This is a genomic window from Amycolatopsis sp. cmx-11-12 (assembly GCF_046269425.1).
Classification (GTDB): domain Bacteria; phylum Actinomycetota; class Actinomycetes; order Mycobacteriales; family Pseudonocardiaceae; genus Amycolatopsis.
Window position 1 is genome coordinate 65,503 of sequence record NZ_JADNQM010000043.1, and the last position, 16,133, is coordinate 81,635.

General features: G+C 68.3%; 13 protein-coding genes. 7 read left to right on the forward strand and 6 right to left on the reverse strand.

Annotated elements, in window-relative coordinates; translation table 11 throughout:
• Positions 1 to 146 precede the first annotated feature (146 nt).
• Positions 147 to 2,780, reverse strand: a complete 2,634-nt coding sequence (locus ACLARN_RS37945) for a valine--tRNA ligase (RefSeq protein ID WP_409496306.1) — start codon at positions 2,778 to 2,780, stop codon at positions 147 to 149.
• Between the two features lie 106 nt (positions 2,781 to 2,886).
• Between ACLARN_RS37945 and ACLARN_RS37950 the strand changes: the two genes are divergently transcribed.
• The 4 genes from ACLARN_RS37950 (at position 2,887) to ACLARN_RS37965 (ending at position 7,923) form a co-directional block, all read left to right on the forward strand.
• Positions 2,887 to 3,837: a hypothetical protein gene (locus ACLARN_RS37950; RefSeq protein WP_409496307.1), complete on the forward strand. Its 951-nt coding sequence runs from the start codon at positions 2,887 to 2,889 to the stop codon at positions 3,835 to 3,837.
• 22 nt (positions 3,838 to 3,859) lie between these two features.
• Positions 3,860 to 4,186, forward strand: a complete 327-nt coding sequence (locus tag ACLARN_RS37955; RefSeq protein ID WP_409496308.1) for a hypothetical protein — start codon at positions 3,860 to 3,862, stop codon at positions 4,184 to 4,186.
• Between the two features lie 336 nt (positions 4,187 to 4,522).
• Entirely contained in the window at positions 4,523 to 6,829 is a 2,307-nt protein-coding gene (locus ACLARN_RS37960) for an FdhF/YdeP family oxidoreductase (RefSeq protein ID WP_409496309.1), read from the forward strand.
• Positions 6,830 to 7,035: 206 nt separating this feature from the next.
• Positions 7,036 to 7,923, forward strand: coding sequence for a hypothetical protein (locus tag ACLARN_RS37965; RefSeq protein WP_409496310.1), 888 nt, complete (start codon positions 7,036 to 7,038; stop codon positions 7,921 to 7,923).
• A 3-nt stretch (positions 7,924 to 7,926) separates the two neighbouring features.
• On the opposite strand, the gene ACLARN_RS37970 is transcribed toward ACLARN_RS37965, so the two are convergent.
• Genes ACLARN_RS37970 through ACLARN_RS37985 form a run of 4 tightly spaced genes read right to left on the reverse strand, consistent with a single transcriptional unit; the run spans position 7,927 to position 11,646 of the window.
• A complete protein-coding gene (locus ACLARN_RS37970; protein WP_409496311.1) occupies positions 7,927 to 9,333 on the reverse strand; it encodes an LCP family protein in 1,407 nt (468 codons plus the stop codon).
• A gap of 49 nt (positions 9,334 to 9,382) precedes the next feature.
• Entirely contained in the window at positions 9,383 to 10,141 is a 759-nt protein-coding gene (locus tag ACLARN_RS37975; RefSeq protein ID WP_409496312.1) for an SDR family NAD(P)-dependent oxidoreductase, read from the reverse strand.
• An 18-nt stretch (positions 10,142 to 10,159) separates the two neighbouring features.
• Positions 10,160 to 10,288, reverse strand: a complete 129-nt coding sequence (locus ACLARN_RS37980; protein ID WP_255431244.1) for a hypothetical protein — start codon at positions 10,286 to 10,288, stop codon at positions 10,160 to 10,162.
• Complete coding sequence (locus tag ACLARN_RS37985) at positions 10,285 to 11,646, reverse strand: OFA family MFS transporter (RefSeq protein WP_409496313.1); 1,362 nt, start codon at positions 11,644 to 11,646, stop codon at positions 10,285 to 10,287. The genes ACLARN_RS37980 and ACLARN_RS37985 overlap by 4 nt, the downstream gene beginning before the upstream one ends.
• 101 nt (positions 11,647 to 11,747) lie before the next feature.
• Between ACLARN_RS37985 and fdhD the strand changes: the two genes are divergently transcribed.
• Positions 11,748 to 12,581 carry a formate dehydrogenase accessory sulfurtransferase FdhD gene (gene fdhD / locus ACLARN_RS37990; RefSeq protein WP_409496314.1) on the forward strand — a complete coding sequence of 278 codons (834 nt, stop codon included), beginning with the start codon at positions 11,748 to 11,750 and terminating at the stop codon, positions 12,579 to 12,581.
• A 7-nt stretch (positions 12,582 to 12,588) separates the two neighbouring features.
• Here fdhD and ACLARN_RS37995 read toward each other — a convergent pair whose 3' ends face one another.
• A complete protein-coding gene (locus ACLARN_RS37995; protein WP_409496315.1) occupies positions 12,589 to 14,028 on the reverse strand; it encodes a carotenoid oxygenase family protein in 1,440 nt (479 codons plus the stop codon).
• An 85-nt stretch (positions 14,029 to 14,113) separates the two neighbouring features.
• On the opposite strand from ACLARN_RS37995, the gene ACLARN_RS38000 reads away from it, so the two are divergent.
• The gene (locus ACLARN_RS38000; protein ID WP_409496316.1) at positions 14,114 to 14,812 is read left to right on the forward strand and encodes a TetR/AcrR family transcriptional regulator; all 699 of its coding nucleotides are present in this window, start codon (positions 14,114 to 14,116) and stop codon (positions 14,810 to 14,812) included.
• A gap of 97 nt (positions 14,813 to 14,909) precedes the next feature.
• Positions 14,910 to 15,851 carry an alpha/beta hydrolase gene (locus ACLARN_RS38005; RefSeq protein WP_409496317.1) on the forward strand — a complete coding sequence of 314 codons (942 nt, stop codon included), beginning with the start codon at positions 14,910 to 14,912 and terminating at the stop codon, positions 15,849 to 15,851.
• Positions 15,852 to 16,133 lie beyond the last annotated feature (282 nt).

Sequence of the window (16,133 nt, forward strand, 5' to 3'; positions counted from 1 at the left end):
CACCCCACGACCTCGCCACATGAAGGACGCCTTCCCCGCATCCCATGCGGTGAAGGTCCCCTTCAGCCCCCACCCAGGCTGAAAAGGCGTTATGAACGGTCCGTTCATAACAAATTTTGTTATGAACGGACCGTTCATAACACGGGTCAGGAGGCGGGCAGCGTCGCCAACCGGGCGTTGATGCGCTCGATGTCGGCGACCGCGGTCTCCTTGCGGGCCCGGATCTTGCCGATCACCGGCTCCGGCGCCTTGTCGATGAAGGCCTGGTTGCCGAGTTTGGCCTCGGCCTGCGCCAGTTCCTTCTCCGCCGCGCCGAGGTCCTTCTGCAAACGCTTGCGCTCCGCGGCGACGTCGATCGTGCCGGACAGGTCCAGCTCGACGGTGACGACGCCGGCCGACAGCCCGACCTCCAACGACGCGCTCGGCGCGAAGCCGTCCTCGGGCTGGGTGAGCCGCACGAGTGCGCGGATCGGCTCGTCGTGTCCGGTGATCTCGGCGAAGCCGTCGCCGGACAGGCGCGCGGCCACCTTCTGGCTGGGCTTGAGGCCCTGGTCCGCGCGGAACCGGCGGACCTCGGTGACCAGCTTCTGGACGTCCGCGATCCGCTTGTCGGCCACCACGTCGGCGTAGGAGCCGTCGGCCACCGGCCATGGGGCGATGACCAGCGACTCGCGGCCGGTCAGCGCCGTCCACAGCTTCTCGGTGATGAACGGGATGAACGGGTGCAGCAGCTTCAGCACCGTGTCGAACACGTGCCCCAGCACCGCGCGCGTCGCCGTCACGCGGGCCTCGTCACCTTGGAAGACCTGGACCTTCGACAGCTCCAGGTACCAGTCGCACAGCTCGGTCCAGGTGAACTGGTAGAGCGTGTCCGTGGCCTTGGCGAACTGGTAGTCCGCCAGGTAGCCGGTGACGTCCTCGACCACGCTGCCGAGCCTGCCGAGGATCCAGCGGTCGGCCTCGGTGAGTTCGGCGGGCGCGGGCAGCGGGGCGTTCGCGTCCGCGCCGTTCATCATGGCGAACTTGGTGGCGTTCCAGAGCTTCGTGGTGAAGTTCCGGGAACCCGCGACCCATTCCTCGCCGATCGGCACGTCGGTGCCCGGGTTGGCGCCACGCGTCAGGGTGAAGCGCAGGGCGTCGGTGCCGTAGCGGTCCATCCACTCGATGGGGTCGACGCCGTTGCCCGCGGTCTTCGACATCTTCTTGCCGAACTGGTCGCGGACCATGCCGTGCAGCGCGATGGTCTTGAACGGCGCCTCGCCGGTGGCGTAGAGGCCGAACATCATCATCCGCACGACCCAGAAGAACAGGATGTCGTAGCCGGTGACCAGCACCGACGTCGGATAGAACTTGTTCAGATCCGGCGTCTTCTCCGGCCAGCCGAGGGTGGAGAACGGCCACAGGCCCGACGAGAACCAGGTGTCGAGGACGTCCGGGTCCTGGGTCCAACCCTCGCCAGACGGCGGTTCCTCGTCCGGTCCGACGCAGACGACCTCGTCGTTCGGGCCGTACCAGACCGGGATGCGGTGGCCCCACCACAGCTGGCGCGAAATGCACCAGTCGTGCAGGTTGTCGACCCAGTCGAAGTAGCGCTTCTCCATCTCCGGCGGGTGGACGTTCACCCGGCCGTCACGCACCGCGTCCCCGGCGGCCTTCGCGAGCGGGCCGACCTTGACGAACCACTGCAGCGAAAGCCGCGGCTCGATCGGCTCTTTCGACCGCTCCGAGTGCCCGACGCTGTGCAGGTACGGACGCTTCTCGGCGACGATGCGGCCCTGCTCGCGCAGCTTCTCCCGCACCGCGACGCGGGCCTCGAAGCGGTCCATGCCGTCGAACTCGGTGCCGGTGCCGTCGATGCGGCCCTGCTCGTCCATGATCGTGATCATCGGCAGGTCGTGGCGCTGGCCGATCTCGAAGTCGTTCGGGTCGTGCGCGGGGGTCACCTTGACCGCGCCGGTGCCGAACTCCGGGTCGACGTGCTTGTCCGCGACGATCGGGATCTTGCGCCCGGTCAGCGGCAGTTCGACCTCGGTGCCGACGAGATGCGTGTAGCGCTCGTCGTCCGGGTGGACCGCGACGGCGGTGTCGCCGAGCATCGTCTCCATCCGGGTGGTGGCCACGACGATCGCGTCGTCCCCGTCGCCGTATCGCATGGAGACGAGTTCGCCCTCGACCTCCTCGTGCTTCACCTCGGCGTCGGACAGCACCGACCGCAGCTCCGGCGACCAGTTGACCAGCCGCTCGGCGCGGTAGATCAGGCCGTCGTCGAAGAGCTTCTTGAAGATCGTGTTGACGGACTTGGACAGGCCGTCGTCCATGGTGAACCGCTCGCGGGTCCAGTCGACGCCCTCGCCGAGGCGCTTCATCTGGGCGAGGATCCGGCCGCCGTGCTCCTGCTTCCACTGCCAGACGCGCTCGACGAAGGCCTCACGGCCGAGCTCGCGACGGCTGGTGCCTTCGGCGCGGAGCTGCTTCTCGACCAGCGCGTGGACCGCGATGCTCGCGTGGTCCATGCCCGGCAGGTACAGCGTCTCGTCGCCGAGCATGCGGTGGTAGCGGGTGCTGGCGTCGATGAGCGTGTGCTCGAACGCGTGCCCGATGTGCAGCGAGCCGGTCACGTTCGGGGGCGGGATGACTACCGTGAACGGCGGCTTGTCCGACGTGGGGTCGGCCGTGAAGTACCCGGCGTCTACCCAACGCTGGTAGAGCGAGGCTTCTTCGTCGGCCGGGTTCCAGGCACCCGGTAGGTCGGTCTGCTGCGGCTGGGCGTTCTCGGTCACATTGTCAAGTCTACGAACCCTCACTAGCGAGTTCCTCACCGGCCGTAACGCTCGCCCCTCCCAGCCGATGAGGTGATGTTGTCACGTACTGGGGAGGGACGGGCTCGTGGAAGACCCGCAGCCGGATCTGAGGGATCCGGATTGGCGCAAGCACGCCGAGGTCGACGCCTGGCTCGGCGCGAAAAAGAACACGCGGACTTCGCGCCGCGGTTCCCGGGTGTCCCCCGGCCCTGTCCTGGTGCTGGCGCTGATCGCGCTCGTGGCCGCCGCGGTCGTCGTGCACCAAGTGCGGGGCCTCGGGGTCAATGACGTCCCCGGCTTCGGCCAGCCACCGAAGGCGATCCCGGTGTCCGGCGGGGTCGACCTCAACCGGCCCTATGACCGCACCCCGGCCGCGAACTGGGCCGAGGGGCTCGCCGGGATCACCGTGCCGCAGGGGCAGGCCGTCGGCGGCTTCACCGCGAAGGAGGTCGACGCGGCGTATCGGAAGGTGACGGAAGCCATCGCGGCCGCGCGGCTCAGCTCCAGGGCCTTGCAGAACAAGGACGGCTCGGAACTGCTCGCCCTGCTTGCCCCGAACGAACGCGTACGGCTCGAACCGACGCTCACGAGCGCGCTCACCGTCGAGAAGGGCAAGTACCTGACCCTCATCGGCCCGAACCGCCTGTTGCAGGTGCGACCGCGCATGACCGGCTCCCTCACGGCGAAGCCCGGCGACGAGGGTGAGCTGATCGTCCACGCCAGCTACACGACCGCCTACGCCTTCGACGCCCTTCCGAGCGAAGCCCGGACGCCGTCGGACATCGTCCCGTTCGTCCGCGACGAACAGGACTACGTGCTCCGCAAGGCGCCACCGTTCGAGAAGGCCGACGCCGGGCTCGGTTTCGGCGAGGGCGCGGGCTACCACTCGAACATGGCGTGTGACGCGAGCAAGGCCGGCATCCTCGCGCCCCAGTACGCTGACAAGAGCAAACCCGTCGACGGTGCGATCGCGGTCGACGAAGCCGACACCTACGACCCGACGAAACCCCTGCCGTCGACGGGGAACTGCGAGTAGCCGACAGGGGAAGAGGACCGAGATGGACGAAGAAGACCGGCGCATCGAGACCCATCCGGACCTGGTCGACCCGAATTGGCAGAAGCACGCCGAACTGGACGCCTGGCTCGGCGCGAAGAAGGAACTCAAGAAGAAGCGCCGTAAGCAGCGCAAGGTGGCCGGGGCATCCGCCGGCGGCTACCGCGAGCCGGGTTCGAACCGGTGGCCGGGTATCGCCGCGATCATCGGCCTTGTCGTGCTGGTCGTCGCCGCGATGACGGTGAACGCGGTGCAGGAGCGCGGTGTCAACGACACGCCCTGGTTCCCGCTGGACGAATCGCAGGTCGTGCGGAGCATCACGGACGCCTAGCACGTATCACGCGTGATTGGACGGCGAACACGCGTGCCTGAATGTCGATCACGCGTGCTCAGAGACGGATCTCGCGTGTTTGGAGACCGCACACGCGAGATCCGCCTCCAAGCACGCGAGTCACGTCTCTGAGCACGCGAATTCGGCTAAACGGGGTCACCGTGCTTGCCCACGTACTCACGACACGCCCTGGTTCCCGCTGGACGAATCGCAGGTCGTGCGGAGCGTCACGGACGCCTAGCGCGTAACACGCGTGCTCAGAGGCGGAACACGCGTGATTGGGTGGAGAACACCCCCTCGGTCGCGCGCGGGAGCGGCGAGGCGCACGATGGTGGCATGACCCGCGAAGCACCCGCGAACGACGTTGACGAGACCCAGCTCGAAGTAGGGAAACCGAAGAGCTGGGCGGCCGGGATCCCCGGGGTCGCGGTCTCCTTGATCCGCGGCGTGGAGCAGATGGGCGCCGCGCGCACGGTCAAGACGCTGCGCCTGCTGAACCAGCGCGACGGCTTCGACTGTCCCGGCTGTGCCTGGCCGGAGCCGCGCGAGGTCGACGGCGAGCACCGCAAGCTCGCGGAGTTCTGCGAGAACGGCGCGAAGGCCGTCGCCGAGGAGGCGACCAAACGCCGGGTCGGCCGCGAGTTCTTCGCCCAGCACTCCATCCAGGACCTGGCGGACAAGACCGACTTCTGGCTCGGCCAGCAGGGCCGGATCACCGAGCCGTTCGTGCTGCGCGAAGGGGCTTCGCACTACGAACCGATCTCCTGGGACGACGCCTTCACCCTGGTCGCGGACGAGCTTCGCGCTCTCCAGGACCCGAACGAGGCGATTTTCTACACCTCCGGCCGCACCAGCAACGAGGCCGCGTTCCTCTACCAGTTGCTCGTGCGCTCCTACGGCACGAACAACCTGCCGGACTGCTCCAACATGTGCCACGAGTCCTCCGGCGCCGCGCTCGCGGCCACCACCGGAATCGGCAAGGGCTCGGTCACGCTCGCCGACATCCACCGGGCGGACCTGATCGTGGTGGTCGGCCAGAACCCCGGCACCAACCACCCGCGCATGCTGTCCGCGCTGGAAGAGGCCAAGGGCAACGGCGCGCAGATCATCGCGGTCAATCCACTGCCCGAAGCCGGCCTGATGCGGTTCAAGAACCCGCAGAACGTCCGGGGCGTGATCGGCAAGGGCACCCCGCTGGCCGACGAGTTCGCGCAGATCCGGCTCGGCGGCGATCTGGCGCTGTTCCAGGCGATCGGACATCTCCTGCTGCAATGGGAGCAGGGGACTCCCGGCACGATCGTCGACCGCGCGTTCGTCGAGTCGTCCACCGAAGGGTTCGAGGACTACGCGAAGCATCTGCGGGAGATCGACTGGACCGAGGTCGCCACGGCGACCGGGCTGCCGCGTGAGCAGATCGAGCGGCTGGCGCGGATGATCGCGACGTCGCAGCGGACCATCTACTGCTGGGCGATGGGCCTGACCCAGCACAAGCACGCGGTGCAGACCATCTCCGAGGTCGCGAACCTGGCGCTGGTGCGCGGCATGATCGGCGAGCCGGGCGCGGGCCTGTGCCCGGTGCGCGGGCACTCGAACGTCCAGGGCGACCGGACGATGGGCATCTGGGAGAAGATGCCGGAGTCGTTCATGGACAGCCTCGACGCAGAGTTCGGCATCAAGGTCCCGCGAGAGCACGGCTACGACACCGTCGACGCGATCCGTGCGATGCGGGACGGCAAGGGCAAGGTCTTCTTCGCCGTCGGCGGCAACTTCGCTTCCGCCACACCGGACACCGAGCTGACCGAGAAGGCGCTCAAGTCGTGCTCGCTGACAGCGCACGTGTCGACCAAGCTGAACCGCTCGCACGTCGTCACCGGCAAGACCGCGCTGATCCTACCGACCCTCGGCCGCACCGAACGCGACACCCAGGCGGGCGGCGAGCAGTTCGTCACCGTCGAGGACTCCATGTCGCAGGTCCACACCTCACGCGGCAGGCTGACCCCGGCCAGTGAGCACCTGCTTTCGGAGGTCGCGATCATCTGCCACCTCGCGGAAGCGCTCTTCGGTGCCGGGCACGCCGTGCCGTGGCGGGACTTCCACGCCGGCTACGACCTCGTCCGCGACCGGATCGCGCGCGTCGTCCCAGGCTGCCACGACTACAACGCCCGTGTGCGCGAGCCCGACGGTTTCGTCCTCCCGAACGCGCCGCGCGATTCCCGGCAGTTCAACGGAACCGCCAACGGCAAGGCGAACTTCACCGTGTCCGAACTCGAGTACCCCAAGGTGCCCGAGGGCAGGCTGCTGTTGCAGACGATGCGCAGCCACGACCAGTACAACACCACGATCTACGGCCTTTCCGACCGTTACCGCGGGATCGAGGACGCCCGGCGCGTGGTGCTGGTCAGCCCCGAAGACCTGGCCTCACTCGGGCTGGCCGACGGCGCGATGGTCGACCTCGTCTCGGAGTGGCGGGACGGCGACCGCCGGGCCCCGAACTTCCGCGTGGTCTCGTATCCGACGGCGCGGGGCTGCGCCGCGGCGTACTTTCCCGAGGCGAACGCCTTGGTGCCGCTGGATTCGGTGGCCGACAAGTCGAACACCCCGGTGTCGAAGGCGATCGTGGTCAGGCTGGAGCCGCTGCCTTAGGCCGGGCCAGATGGTGGGTCGTGATGTCGCGAAAGCCACTTTCGGGACATCTGACGTCCTGAAAGTGGCTTTCGCGACACGGGGACGGGGTTGGTGTGGCTCCCACGGCCGCACCTTAAGCTGCCCGCTTGGCGGTTCCGGACCGTGCCGATCCGCGACCACCGTGAAGGGGTTACCCATTCCGGTGCTCGCGGAAAGGCCTTGTCATGTCACGAAGATCGATCCTGCGCGGCTTCGCCGCCCTGGTCTCGCTCGTGCTCGTCGCCGTGCTCCCCGGAGCGGCCACCGCCGCTCCGGCCGCACCACCGCCATTCCCGTTCGTCTCCCAAGTCGATCTGTCCTGCTACCGGACCGAGGGCTACAAACCGCCACCGGCCACGGTCACCACGAGGCATCTCAACCCGGTGCTCGCGGGCCTGCCGACGGAGACGGCCACGCTGGGAGAGCGCCAGCAACTCTGCGTGCCGGTCGCGAAGAACGGCGTCATCCCGCCACCCGGGATCCTCGACTACGTCCGCTGGGTGGACCTGTCCTGCTATCGGATCGCAGGCGGCGCGGTGAACTTTCCGCTGACGCTGAGCCACCTGAACCCGGTCGTGCAGAAGCTGGGAATCCAGGACGCCCACGTGACCATGCTGTCACCGGAGCAGTTGTGCGTGCCGGTCGCGAAGAACGGCGTGCTGCCGCCACCGGAGATCCTGTCGTTCGTCCGGCACATCGATCTCAAGTGCTATGCCCTGCGCGTCCTCGGCATCCCCGGCCAGGCCTTCCCGTTGACACTGGGGCATCTCAACCCGGTGCTGGCCAATCGGCCGAAGGTGGACGTCAAGGTCGGCAACGCGCGGCAGTTGTGCGTCCCGGTCGCCAAACGCGGTGACGAGATCCCTCCGGAGGTCCTCAACACCGTCCAGTGGCTGGATCTGGCGAAGTACGACGTCACGACCAGCCCGAGCATCGTCGGCCCGCTCACGCTGAAACTGACCCACCTGAACCCGGTGCTGGCCCACCTTCCCAACGAGCAGGTCACCATCATCGAACCGGCCCAGCTGGGCCTTCCGGTCGCCAAGAACGGCAAGATCCCGCCGAGAGAATAGCTGTCAGTTGATGCACCCGGTGTCGTCGGAGGTGATGGGCTGGTCGGTCCGGACCCCGGCCGCCCCGCCACCCGAGGAAACGCCCGGTCCCTTGTAGACCTGTCCGAGGACGACCTGTACATGGCCCGCCGCGACGGAATCGGCCTTCTGGGTTTCCAGCCCGCCGAGCAGTTTCGCGACCTCCGCGGCGGGCCCGGACGCGTCGCTGAACCGGACGACGGAGGTCCGCCGTCCGGTCTCGGCCGTCGCCTCGCCCTTGCCGAATCCCTTCTCCGCCAGGATGTCCGCGACGCGGGCGGCGAGACCGTCCTTGCCGCTCGCGTTGACGACGTCGACCTTGGGGCCCTCGGGCGCCTGCGGTGTCGTGGGCTGGACGCCGATCAACGAGGCGGCGAAGGCGCGCACCTGGGCGGGATCGACCTGCACGGCGGTCGCGGTCGGCTGCTGCCTGGGGTTGTAGCGATAGTCGGGGTTGACCACCGGGATCGTGTCGAAGGCGATGCCGCCGCCGCTGACGCCCTGCATCTGCCGGACGAAGTCGAACAGGTCCCACGAGCCGTCGAGGACGACCGAACGTTTCACCGCGTCGATCAGTTCGGAGACGCGAGCCGGGTTGGCGAGCGTCCCAGCGGAGAGCACCTGCTTCGCCAGTCCCGCGAGGAACACCTGCTGACGGCGTACGCGGTCGAGGTCGCTGCGAGGCAGATCCTCGCGCTGGCGGACGAAGGCGAGCGCGTCGGCGCCCTGGATCGTCTGCTTGCCCGCCTTGAAGTTCGCGCCGGATTTGACGTCCTTGGTGTCCCGCTTCAAGCACACCTCGACCCCGCCGACGGCCTTGCTGATGTCGTAGAAACTCTGCAGGTTGACCTCGGCGAAGTGGTCGATCTTGACGCCGGTGAGATCCTCGACGGCCTTCAGGGTCGCCTTCCGCGCGGCCGTGATCGCCACCTTCTCGATCTCGGCCTTGTCGGTCTTGCCCGCCTCGCGCTGCGCACTCGCCGAAGCGAACTTGGCGTGACCGAAGATCCCGTTGATCTTGGTCTTGTCCTTCGTCCCCGGCTCCGCGACCCAGGAGTCGCGCGGGATCGAGAAGGCCTTCACCGCTTTCTGGCCGTTGGGGATGCGGAGCACGATGAGCGTGTCGGTCAGATCGTCGCCGTTCGCGCCCACGCGCAGCTCACGCAGCATCTCCTGGGACAGCGGGTTGCCGTGCTCGTCGGTCCGCGAATCGCGCCCGACCAGCAGGATGTCCAGCGAACCGTCGGCGGGCTGCTCCCCCGGGTCCGGCGCTTCGATCACGTCCTCGCGGGTGATGCCGTCCAGCGAACTCACCGTCGAGTATCCGTACGCGGTCCCGCCGAACACCGCCACCGCGAGCGCGGCGACCAGGACCTTCCCCAGCTTGTGCACGTTCCTAAGACGCACGGGGAGGCCGTCATTGCTGCATGGGTGATCCAGTTCACATCCGCAGATGCGACGCGCCGTTCAGGTCGAGGATCGCGCCGGACGCCCACGCGGCCTCGGCCGAGGCGAGGTAGAGCACCGCCGCCGCGACCTCCTCCGGCGTGCCGACCCGGCCGAACGGGCTCTGCCCGCGCAGCACCTCGCCGCTCTCGCCTTCGAGCTTGATCGCGACCCGGTCCGTGGCGGTGAAACCCGGGGCGACCGAGGTCACCGCGATCCCGTGCGGGGCGAGGGCGACGGCGAGCGACTGCCCGAACGAGTGCAGCGCGGCCTTGCTCGCGCCGTACGCCGGGAACTCGGGCTCGCCCTTGAAGGCGCCCCGCGAGCCGATGTTGACCACGCGGCCGGGCGCGCCGCGGTCGATCATGTGCCGTGCCACGCAGTAGGTCACGTTCGCCGTGCCGAGCACGTTGACGTCGACCATCCGCCGCCAGATCCGCTGCCAGTCCGCATAGGACACTTCGGCGACGGGATGGGCCGAGGCGGGCGACGGCGCGAAGGCGGCGTTGTTCACCAGGACGTCGACCCCGCCGACCAGTTCCTCGGCCTCGTCCGCGATCCGTTGCGCCACTTCGGGATCGGAGAGATCACCCCGGACGAGACCGTGGCCGGAACCCGGAAGCCCGCCGAATGTCTGCTCGGCGTCCTCCTGGTTCGAGGCGTAGTGGACGGCGACACGGTCGCCCTTTTCCGCGAAAGCGCGGGCGATCGCACGGCCGATACCGCGCGACGCCCCGGTCACCAAGACACCCACGGCCCGAGCCTACGCGGGTCAGCCGCCGAAGAGCTGGACCACCTTCCGGAACAGTTCGTAGACACCGTAGGCGAACGGGAGCGCGACCCACAGCCACGCGAAGACCATCAGCCCGGTGCGGCGGCGTTCGGGAGCCTGTCCGGTCATCGGGCCTCACTCCTCGCGGGCTCGCCGGACGACGCCGGCTCGTGGAACTTCGGGTTGACCGGCCGCACCAGTTCGTTGGCCACGAAGCCGACGGCCAGCAGGCCGATCATGATGAACAGCGACGTCGTGTAGAGGTCGGGGCCGACCTTGCCCGCCGACTTCTGGCTGTCGGCGATGGCGTTGACGATGAGCGGCCCGAGCACCCCCGCCATCGACCACGCGGTCAGCAGCCTGCCGTGGATCGCGCCCACCTGATAGGTGCCGAAGAGGTCCTTCAGATACGCCGGGATCGTCGCGAAGCCGCCGCCGTAGAAGGACAGGATCAACATGGCACACAGGACGAACACGAGCTTCGAGGAGTTGGTGGTCAGCGCGATCACGAGGTACAGCAGGGCGCCGGCGCCGAGGTAGAGCCGGTAGATGTTCTTGCGCCCCACCAGGTCCGAAGTGGACGACCAGACGAACCGGCCGAGCATGTTGGTGAGCGAGAGCAGCGCGACGAACCCGGCAGCGGCGGCGGTGCCGACCGGTGTCGGCGTCTCGCGGAAGAAGTCCGCGATCATCGGCGACGCCTTCTCCAGGATGCCGATGCCCGCGGTCACGTTGAAGCACAGGATCACCCAGAGCAGCCAGAACTGCGGCGTCTTGATGGCGTTGCGTGCCGACACGTTCGCGGTGGTGATCATCGCGTTGCCGTGGTCGGTCTTCGGCTCCCAGCCCTTCGGCTTCCAGCCGTCGGCCGGGACCCGGATCAGCAAGATGCCGAGAGTCATGAAGACCGCGTAGACCAGGCCGTGCACAAGGAACGCCGTGGCGACCGTCCCGATCGTCCACGGCGACGCGCCCAGCATCTGCGACGACCACGGGGAGGCGATCAGCGCGCCGCCGCCGAAGCCCATGATCGCGATGCCGGTGGCCATCCCCGGCCGGTCCGGGAACCATTTGATCAGCGTCGACACCGGCGAGATGTAGCCGATGCCGAGCCCGATGCCGCCGATCCCGCCCCAGCCGAGGACGACGAGCCAGTACTGCGACGTCGCCACGCCGAGCGCGGAGAGCAGGAAGCCGGAGCTGAAGCAGACCATCGAGACGAACATCGCCCAGCGCGGTCCGTTGCGCTCGACCAGCGTGCCGCCGAACGCCGCCGACAGCCCGAGCATCACGATGCCGAGCTGGAACGGGAGCGCGCTCTGCGTGCCGGTGAGCCCGAGGGTCTTCTCCAGCGGGAGTTTGAAGACACTCCACGCGTACGCCTGCCCGATCGACAGGTGGACGGCCAGCGCGGCGGGCGGCACCAGCCAGCGGCTCCAGCCCGGCGGGGCGACAATGCGTGAACGGTCCAGGAAGCCGATGGCCATCCGGCGCCTCCGTACTCTGGGGGTGGGCACTGGGAATGTATTACTTAATACCCGGCGTTGCAGTATTCGACTGTCGAATGACCGGTCAGAAGGGTGGACAAGTGGGCAGGGTGACAGTGCGCCGTCCGGTGCGGAAGATCTCCGCGACCCGGGATGTGCGGCGGCCCGACGTGCTGGCGGCCGAAGAGCCGCTGGAGATCCGCGTCGGCGGCAAGGCACTCGCGGTCACCATGCGGACACCCGGCAACGACGTCGAACTGGCTCACGGGTTCCTGTTGTCCGAAGGCGTGCTCGCCTCCCGCGAGGACGTCGCGGTCGCCCGGTACTGCGACGGCGTCGACGACCAGGGCCGCAACACCTACAACGTCCTGGACATCGCGCTGGCCGAGGGCGTCGCGCCACCGGAGACGGGCGTCGAGCGGAACTTCTACACGACGTCCTCGTGCGGTGTCTGCGGCAAGGCCGCGCTCGACGCGGTCAAGCTCCGAAGCCGGTTTTCGCCGGAGAAGTCCGAGTTCGCGGTGCACACCGACGTGCTGGCGAAGCTCCCGGACACGCTGCGCACCCACCAGAAGGTCTTCGCCAGCACCGGCGGGCTGCACGCGGCCGCCCTGTTCGACGCCGAGGGAAACCTCGCCGTCGTCCGGGAGGACGTCGGCAGGCACAACGCCGTCGACAAGGTCCTCGGCTGGGCGTTGCAGGAGGGCCGAATCCCCGCGGCGGACGCCGGTCTGCTGGTGTCCGGCCGCGCCTCGTTCGAACTGGTGCAGAAGGCAGCCATGGCCGGGATCGGCCTGCTGGCGGCGGTTTCCGCGCCGTCGTCGCTGGCCGCGGAACTGGCCGAGGAGAACGGCATGACCCTCATCGGCTTCCTGCGGGGCGACAGCATGAACCTCTACACCGGCGAGCAGCGAGTACTGGGCCTCGGGAGCTGAAGGGGCTTCAGCTCGCCACCCAGTTGCCGTGGAAGCCGTTCGGGACACGGTCCGGCAGGTGCACGGCACCGACGGTCTCCAGTGTCTCGGCGTCCAAAATGGTCAGATCGCTCTTCTGCGTAGCGGCGTCGTAGACGAACCCCATCAGCACGCCCTCGTCCTCGGCAGCGTCCACAGAGGACGGTACGAACACGAACTCCCCCACCTGACTACCCTGGCGGAATTCCCTCGACGCGACGGCCCCCTTCCCCAGGTCGTGCTTGTACAAAGCGCCCGAGGACGCCGATCCGTCCTTTGTGGATACCGAGTAGCCGAAGCGGTGCCGTCGCCCGACCAGCCGCTCGTCGATGCGGGGGAACTCCTGGCCCTGGTCGTCGAGGCGTTCCTCGATGACCTTGCCCGCGGAGAGGTCGACAGTCCAGCGGTCCAGGGTCGGCGGCCCTTCGGCGGGGCCGAGCAGTTCGCTGTCGAACATCTTCGGATGCCGGACGACGTCGAGCACGATGTCGTCGCCGTCGTCGTAGGCGTTCATCGGGTGGAACACGTAGCACGGCTCGACCTCGAACCAGCGGACGTCGCCGTTGCCGCCCTCCCTCGGCATGACACCGATTCGCGCCGGGTACTTCGGGTTCCAGCGGTACGGCAGGCCAGCGTTGCCCGAGATCCGCTCGCGCAGCTTCGCACTGAGGGGATCCGGCACCTTCACCCTGCCCACCAGCGCGGACACCACCAGCCGGGCAGGCGTGCGCAGGAATGACGGCACGGACGCGGCGACGGCCTGTTCGGTCTCGAACGTGACCGGGAGGTCGTAGAAGACGACGTGCTTCTCGGTCAGGGAGAAGTCGTGCATCATCGGCGAACCGGTGACCTCGATGTCGACCTTGCGCCGCGCGTGGCCCTGGGCGTCGATCACCGAGTACTGCACCTTGTTGCCCCAGCCGAAGAAGTACGACACGGCGTGCAGTTCGCCAGTCTCCGGGTCACGCTTCGGGTGCGCGGTGTAGCCGCCGGGCAAGGTGCCGTCGAAGTCGCAGGCGCCGACAGTGTCGAGTTCGTCGGTCAGTTCGAAGCTCGAGGCGCCGCCCTCGATCAGGGCGAGGGTCTTGCCCGCGTGGCCGATGACGTTCGTGTTGGCCCCCATGGACGCGGTCCCGGCGGCCGATCCGCCTTCCCAGCGCTCGCCGAGTTCTCGCGACAGCCTGGGGTTGCGCACCCAGCGGTTGCGGTACCACTCGGCGCGTCCATCGCGCAGCCGGACGCCGTGCACCATGCCGTCACCCATGAACCAGTGGAAGGTCGCGGGGTCCACTTCGGACAGCGGGTTCGGCCCGTTCCGGAGGTAGCGCCCGTCCAGATACTCCGGGATGTGCCCGGTGACGCTCAGTTCGGTGATCGTGTGCTCACGGCGGACCGGAGCGAAGTTGCCCTCGAGGAACTTGTTGCCCATCACAGGCCCCCTGGATCTGATGACTACAGCGACCATAACGTGGTTATGGACACATTTATAACAGGGTTATGAAATACTGGCAAGCATGTCACCGAAACCCGCCGCCGCCGAGGTCAAGGCCAAGCTGATCGAGGCGGCGATCCGGCTGCTCTCCGACGGCGGCCCGGAGGCGCTCCAGGCCCGCAAGCTGGCGGCCGAGATCGGCGCGTCGACCATGGCCGTCTACACCCATTTCGGCGGGATGAACGCGCTGGTGGACGAGGTCGCGCGCGAAGGATTCCGGCGGCTGTCGGCGAATCTGGGCGAGGTCGAGGAGACCGATGACCCGGCGGCCGACATCCTCACCTTGGCGCTGGCGTACCGGCGGACAGTGGTGGACAACCCGAATCTCTACGCGGTGACCTTCGGCCAGAGCCAGCCCGACGGGCAGAAGGCCGCACTGGGCGACATGACCAACGAGGAGACCCGCCAGAACCTCAGCGAAGAGGGCATCGAGGCCTTCGGCTACCTCGTCCGCGGCGCGAAGCGGGTGATCGAAGCGGGCCGGTTCCGCCCGGCGCCGGAGTTCGCCGTCGCCGCCCAGCTCTGGAGCGCCGTGCACGGTTACATCACGCTGGAGGTCGCCGGCCACTTCGGCGACGGCGAGAATGGTGTGGACCACATCCTGATTCCCCTGGCCACCGCCCTCGGGGTCGGCCTAGGCGACACTCTCGAGGCCGCGACGAGGTCCGCGCAGGTCTCGATCGAGGCATGGCGCGCGAAAGAGGGAAACACCGGCACCTGATCCGGCGATACCCCGGTCACAGGTCGGTGAACCGTGCAACCTTCGAGCGGAAGCGCGCGTCTGACCTGGTAGAAGCTCAACGGGGGAACGGGGACGGGTGAACGACGACGACCAGGGGCAGACGACGCTGCCGGGGGTGCATGGCGCCCGCCGCTGGCTGAGCCGTCGGTCCGTGCTGATCGCCGGCGCCTCCGGTCTCGGTGTCGCGGGGCTCGCCGCCGGAACGGCCTCCGGTGCCCTGCCGTTCAGCGAAGCGCTCCAGCGGGCACTCGGCGTCGCGTCGCCGACTCCGGCCACCCAACTGGGCAGCCCCCGCGTCGAACGCGTCTACTCCGAAGCCCGCGGCCGCGAGGTCGACCTCGTACTGATGCTGCCGACCAAGGCGCCGCCCAAGGGTCTGCCGATGTCGCTGATGCTGCACGGCCTCCACGGCACCGCGCGGCACGCGGCCCCCACCGGACTGCTCAAGCAACTCGGCAGCGACGTCGCCCGCAAGGCGGTGCCCCCGTTCGGATTCGTCGCGGTCGACGGCGGCGACCACTACTGGCACGAAAACCAGCCCGGCGACAACCCGATGGCGATGCTGCTCGAAGAGGTCCCGCGCTGGCTGGCCGCCCGCGGCCTCGGCGGCCGGGACGGGCTGCCGTTCGCCGCCACCGGGCTTTCGATGGGCGGCTTCGGCGCGCTGCTCTACACCCGGCGCCGCCTGGAACGCCGCCGCCCGCCCACCGCGGTCGCCGCGCTCGCGCCCGCGCTGATCACGTCGTGGCCGGAGATGAGCAAGCGGCGCGCGTTCCGCGACGCCGCCGACTGGGGCTCGCTGGATCCGTTGCGCCACATAAACGTCACCAAGAGCGTGCCGACCGGGGTCTGGTGCGGTACCGAGGACCCGTTCATCGGCGGGGTGCGGAAGTTCATCTCCGAAGCGCGGCCGATGGTCGCGCACACCGCGCGCGGCAAACACGGCGACACCTTCAACCGCACGGTCGTGCCGAGCCTGATCGCTTTCCTCGGCAAACACGTCCCGAAGAACGCCTGACCCGGGTCGACCCGGTCGCGCGAGCGGTAGGGATGGTTAGTTTTGTAGCGGGTTCCCCGCTGGGACAGTGATGTGAGCAAGGGGCGAGCGGGGAGGATTTGGGACACTCAACGTCCCAATTCCTACATCGTCACCCCTCGGGCCGGTCCCGGCGCAAGTACATGAAGGCCCCCTTCCTGTACCTAGGCGCAAGGGGTGGATTTCAGGGGTCGTTGCAACACGGGTGATCAACTGGTTTTGGTGAGGAGTTTAGCGAGGCGCTCGGCTGGGGTGTCCCAGTCG

Excerpts from the sequence above, each read along its gene's own strand:
- ACLARN_RS38000 (WP_409496316.1), top strand. The coding sequence starts at position 14,114 with ATGTCACCGAAACCCGCCGCCGCCGAGGTCAAGGCCAAGCTGATCGAG.
- ACLARN_RS37965 (WP_409496310.1), top strand. The coding sequence starts at position 7,036 with ATGTCACGAAGATCGATCCTGCGCGGCTTCGCCGCCCTGGTCTCGCTC.
- ACLARN_RS37980 (WP_255431244.1), bottom strand. The coding sequence starts at position 10,288 with ATGACCGGACAGGCTCCCGAACGCCGCCGCACCGGGCTGATGGTCTTC.
- ACLARN_RS37995 (WP_409496315.1), bottom strand. The coding sequence starts at position 14,028 with ATGGGCAACAAGTTCCTCGAGGGCAACTTCGCTCCGGTCCGCCGTGAG.
- ACLARN_RS37955 (WP_409496308.1), top strand. The coding sequence starts at position 3,860 with ATGGACGAAGAAGACCGGCGCATCGAGACCCATCCGGACCTGGTCGAC.
- ACLARN_RS37960 (WP_409496309.1), top strand. The coding sequence starts at position 4,523 with ATGACCCGCGAAGCACCCGCGAACGACGTTGACGAGACCCAGCTCGAA.
- ACLARN_RS37985 (WP_409496313.1), bottom strand. The coding sequence starts at position 11,646 with ATGGCCATCGGCTTCCTGGACCGTTCACGCATTGTCGCCCCGCCGGGC.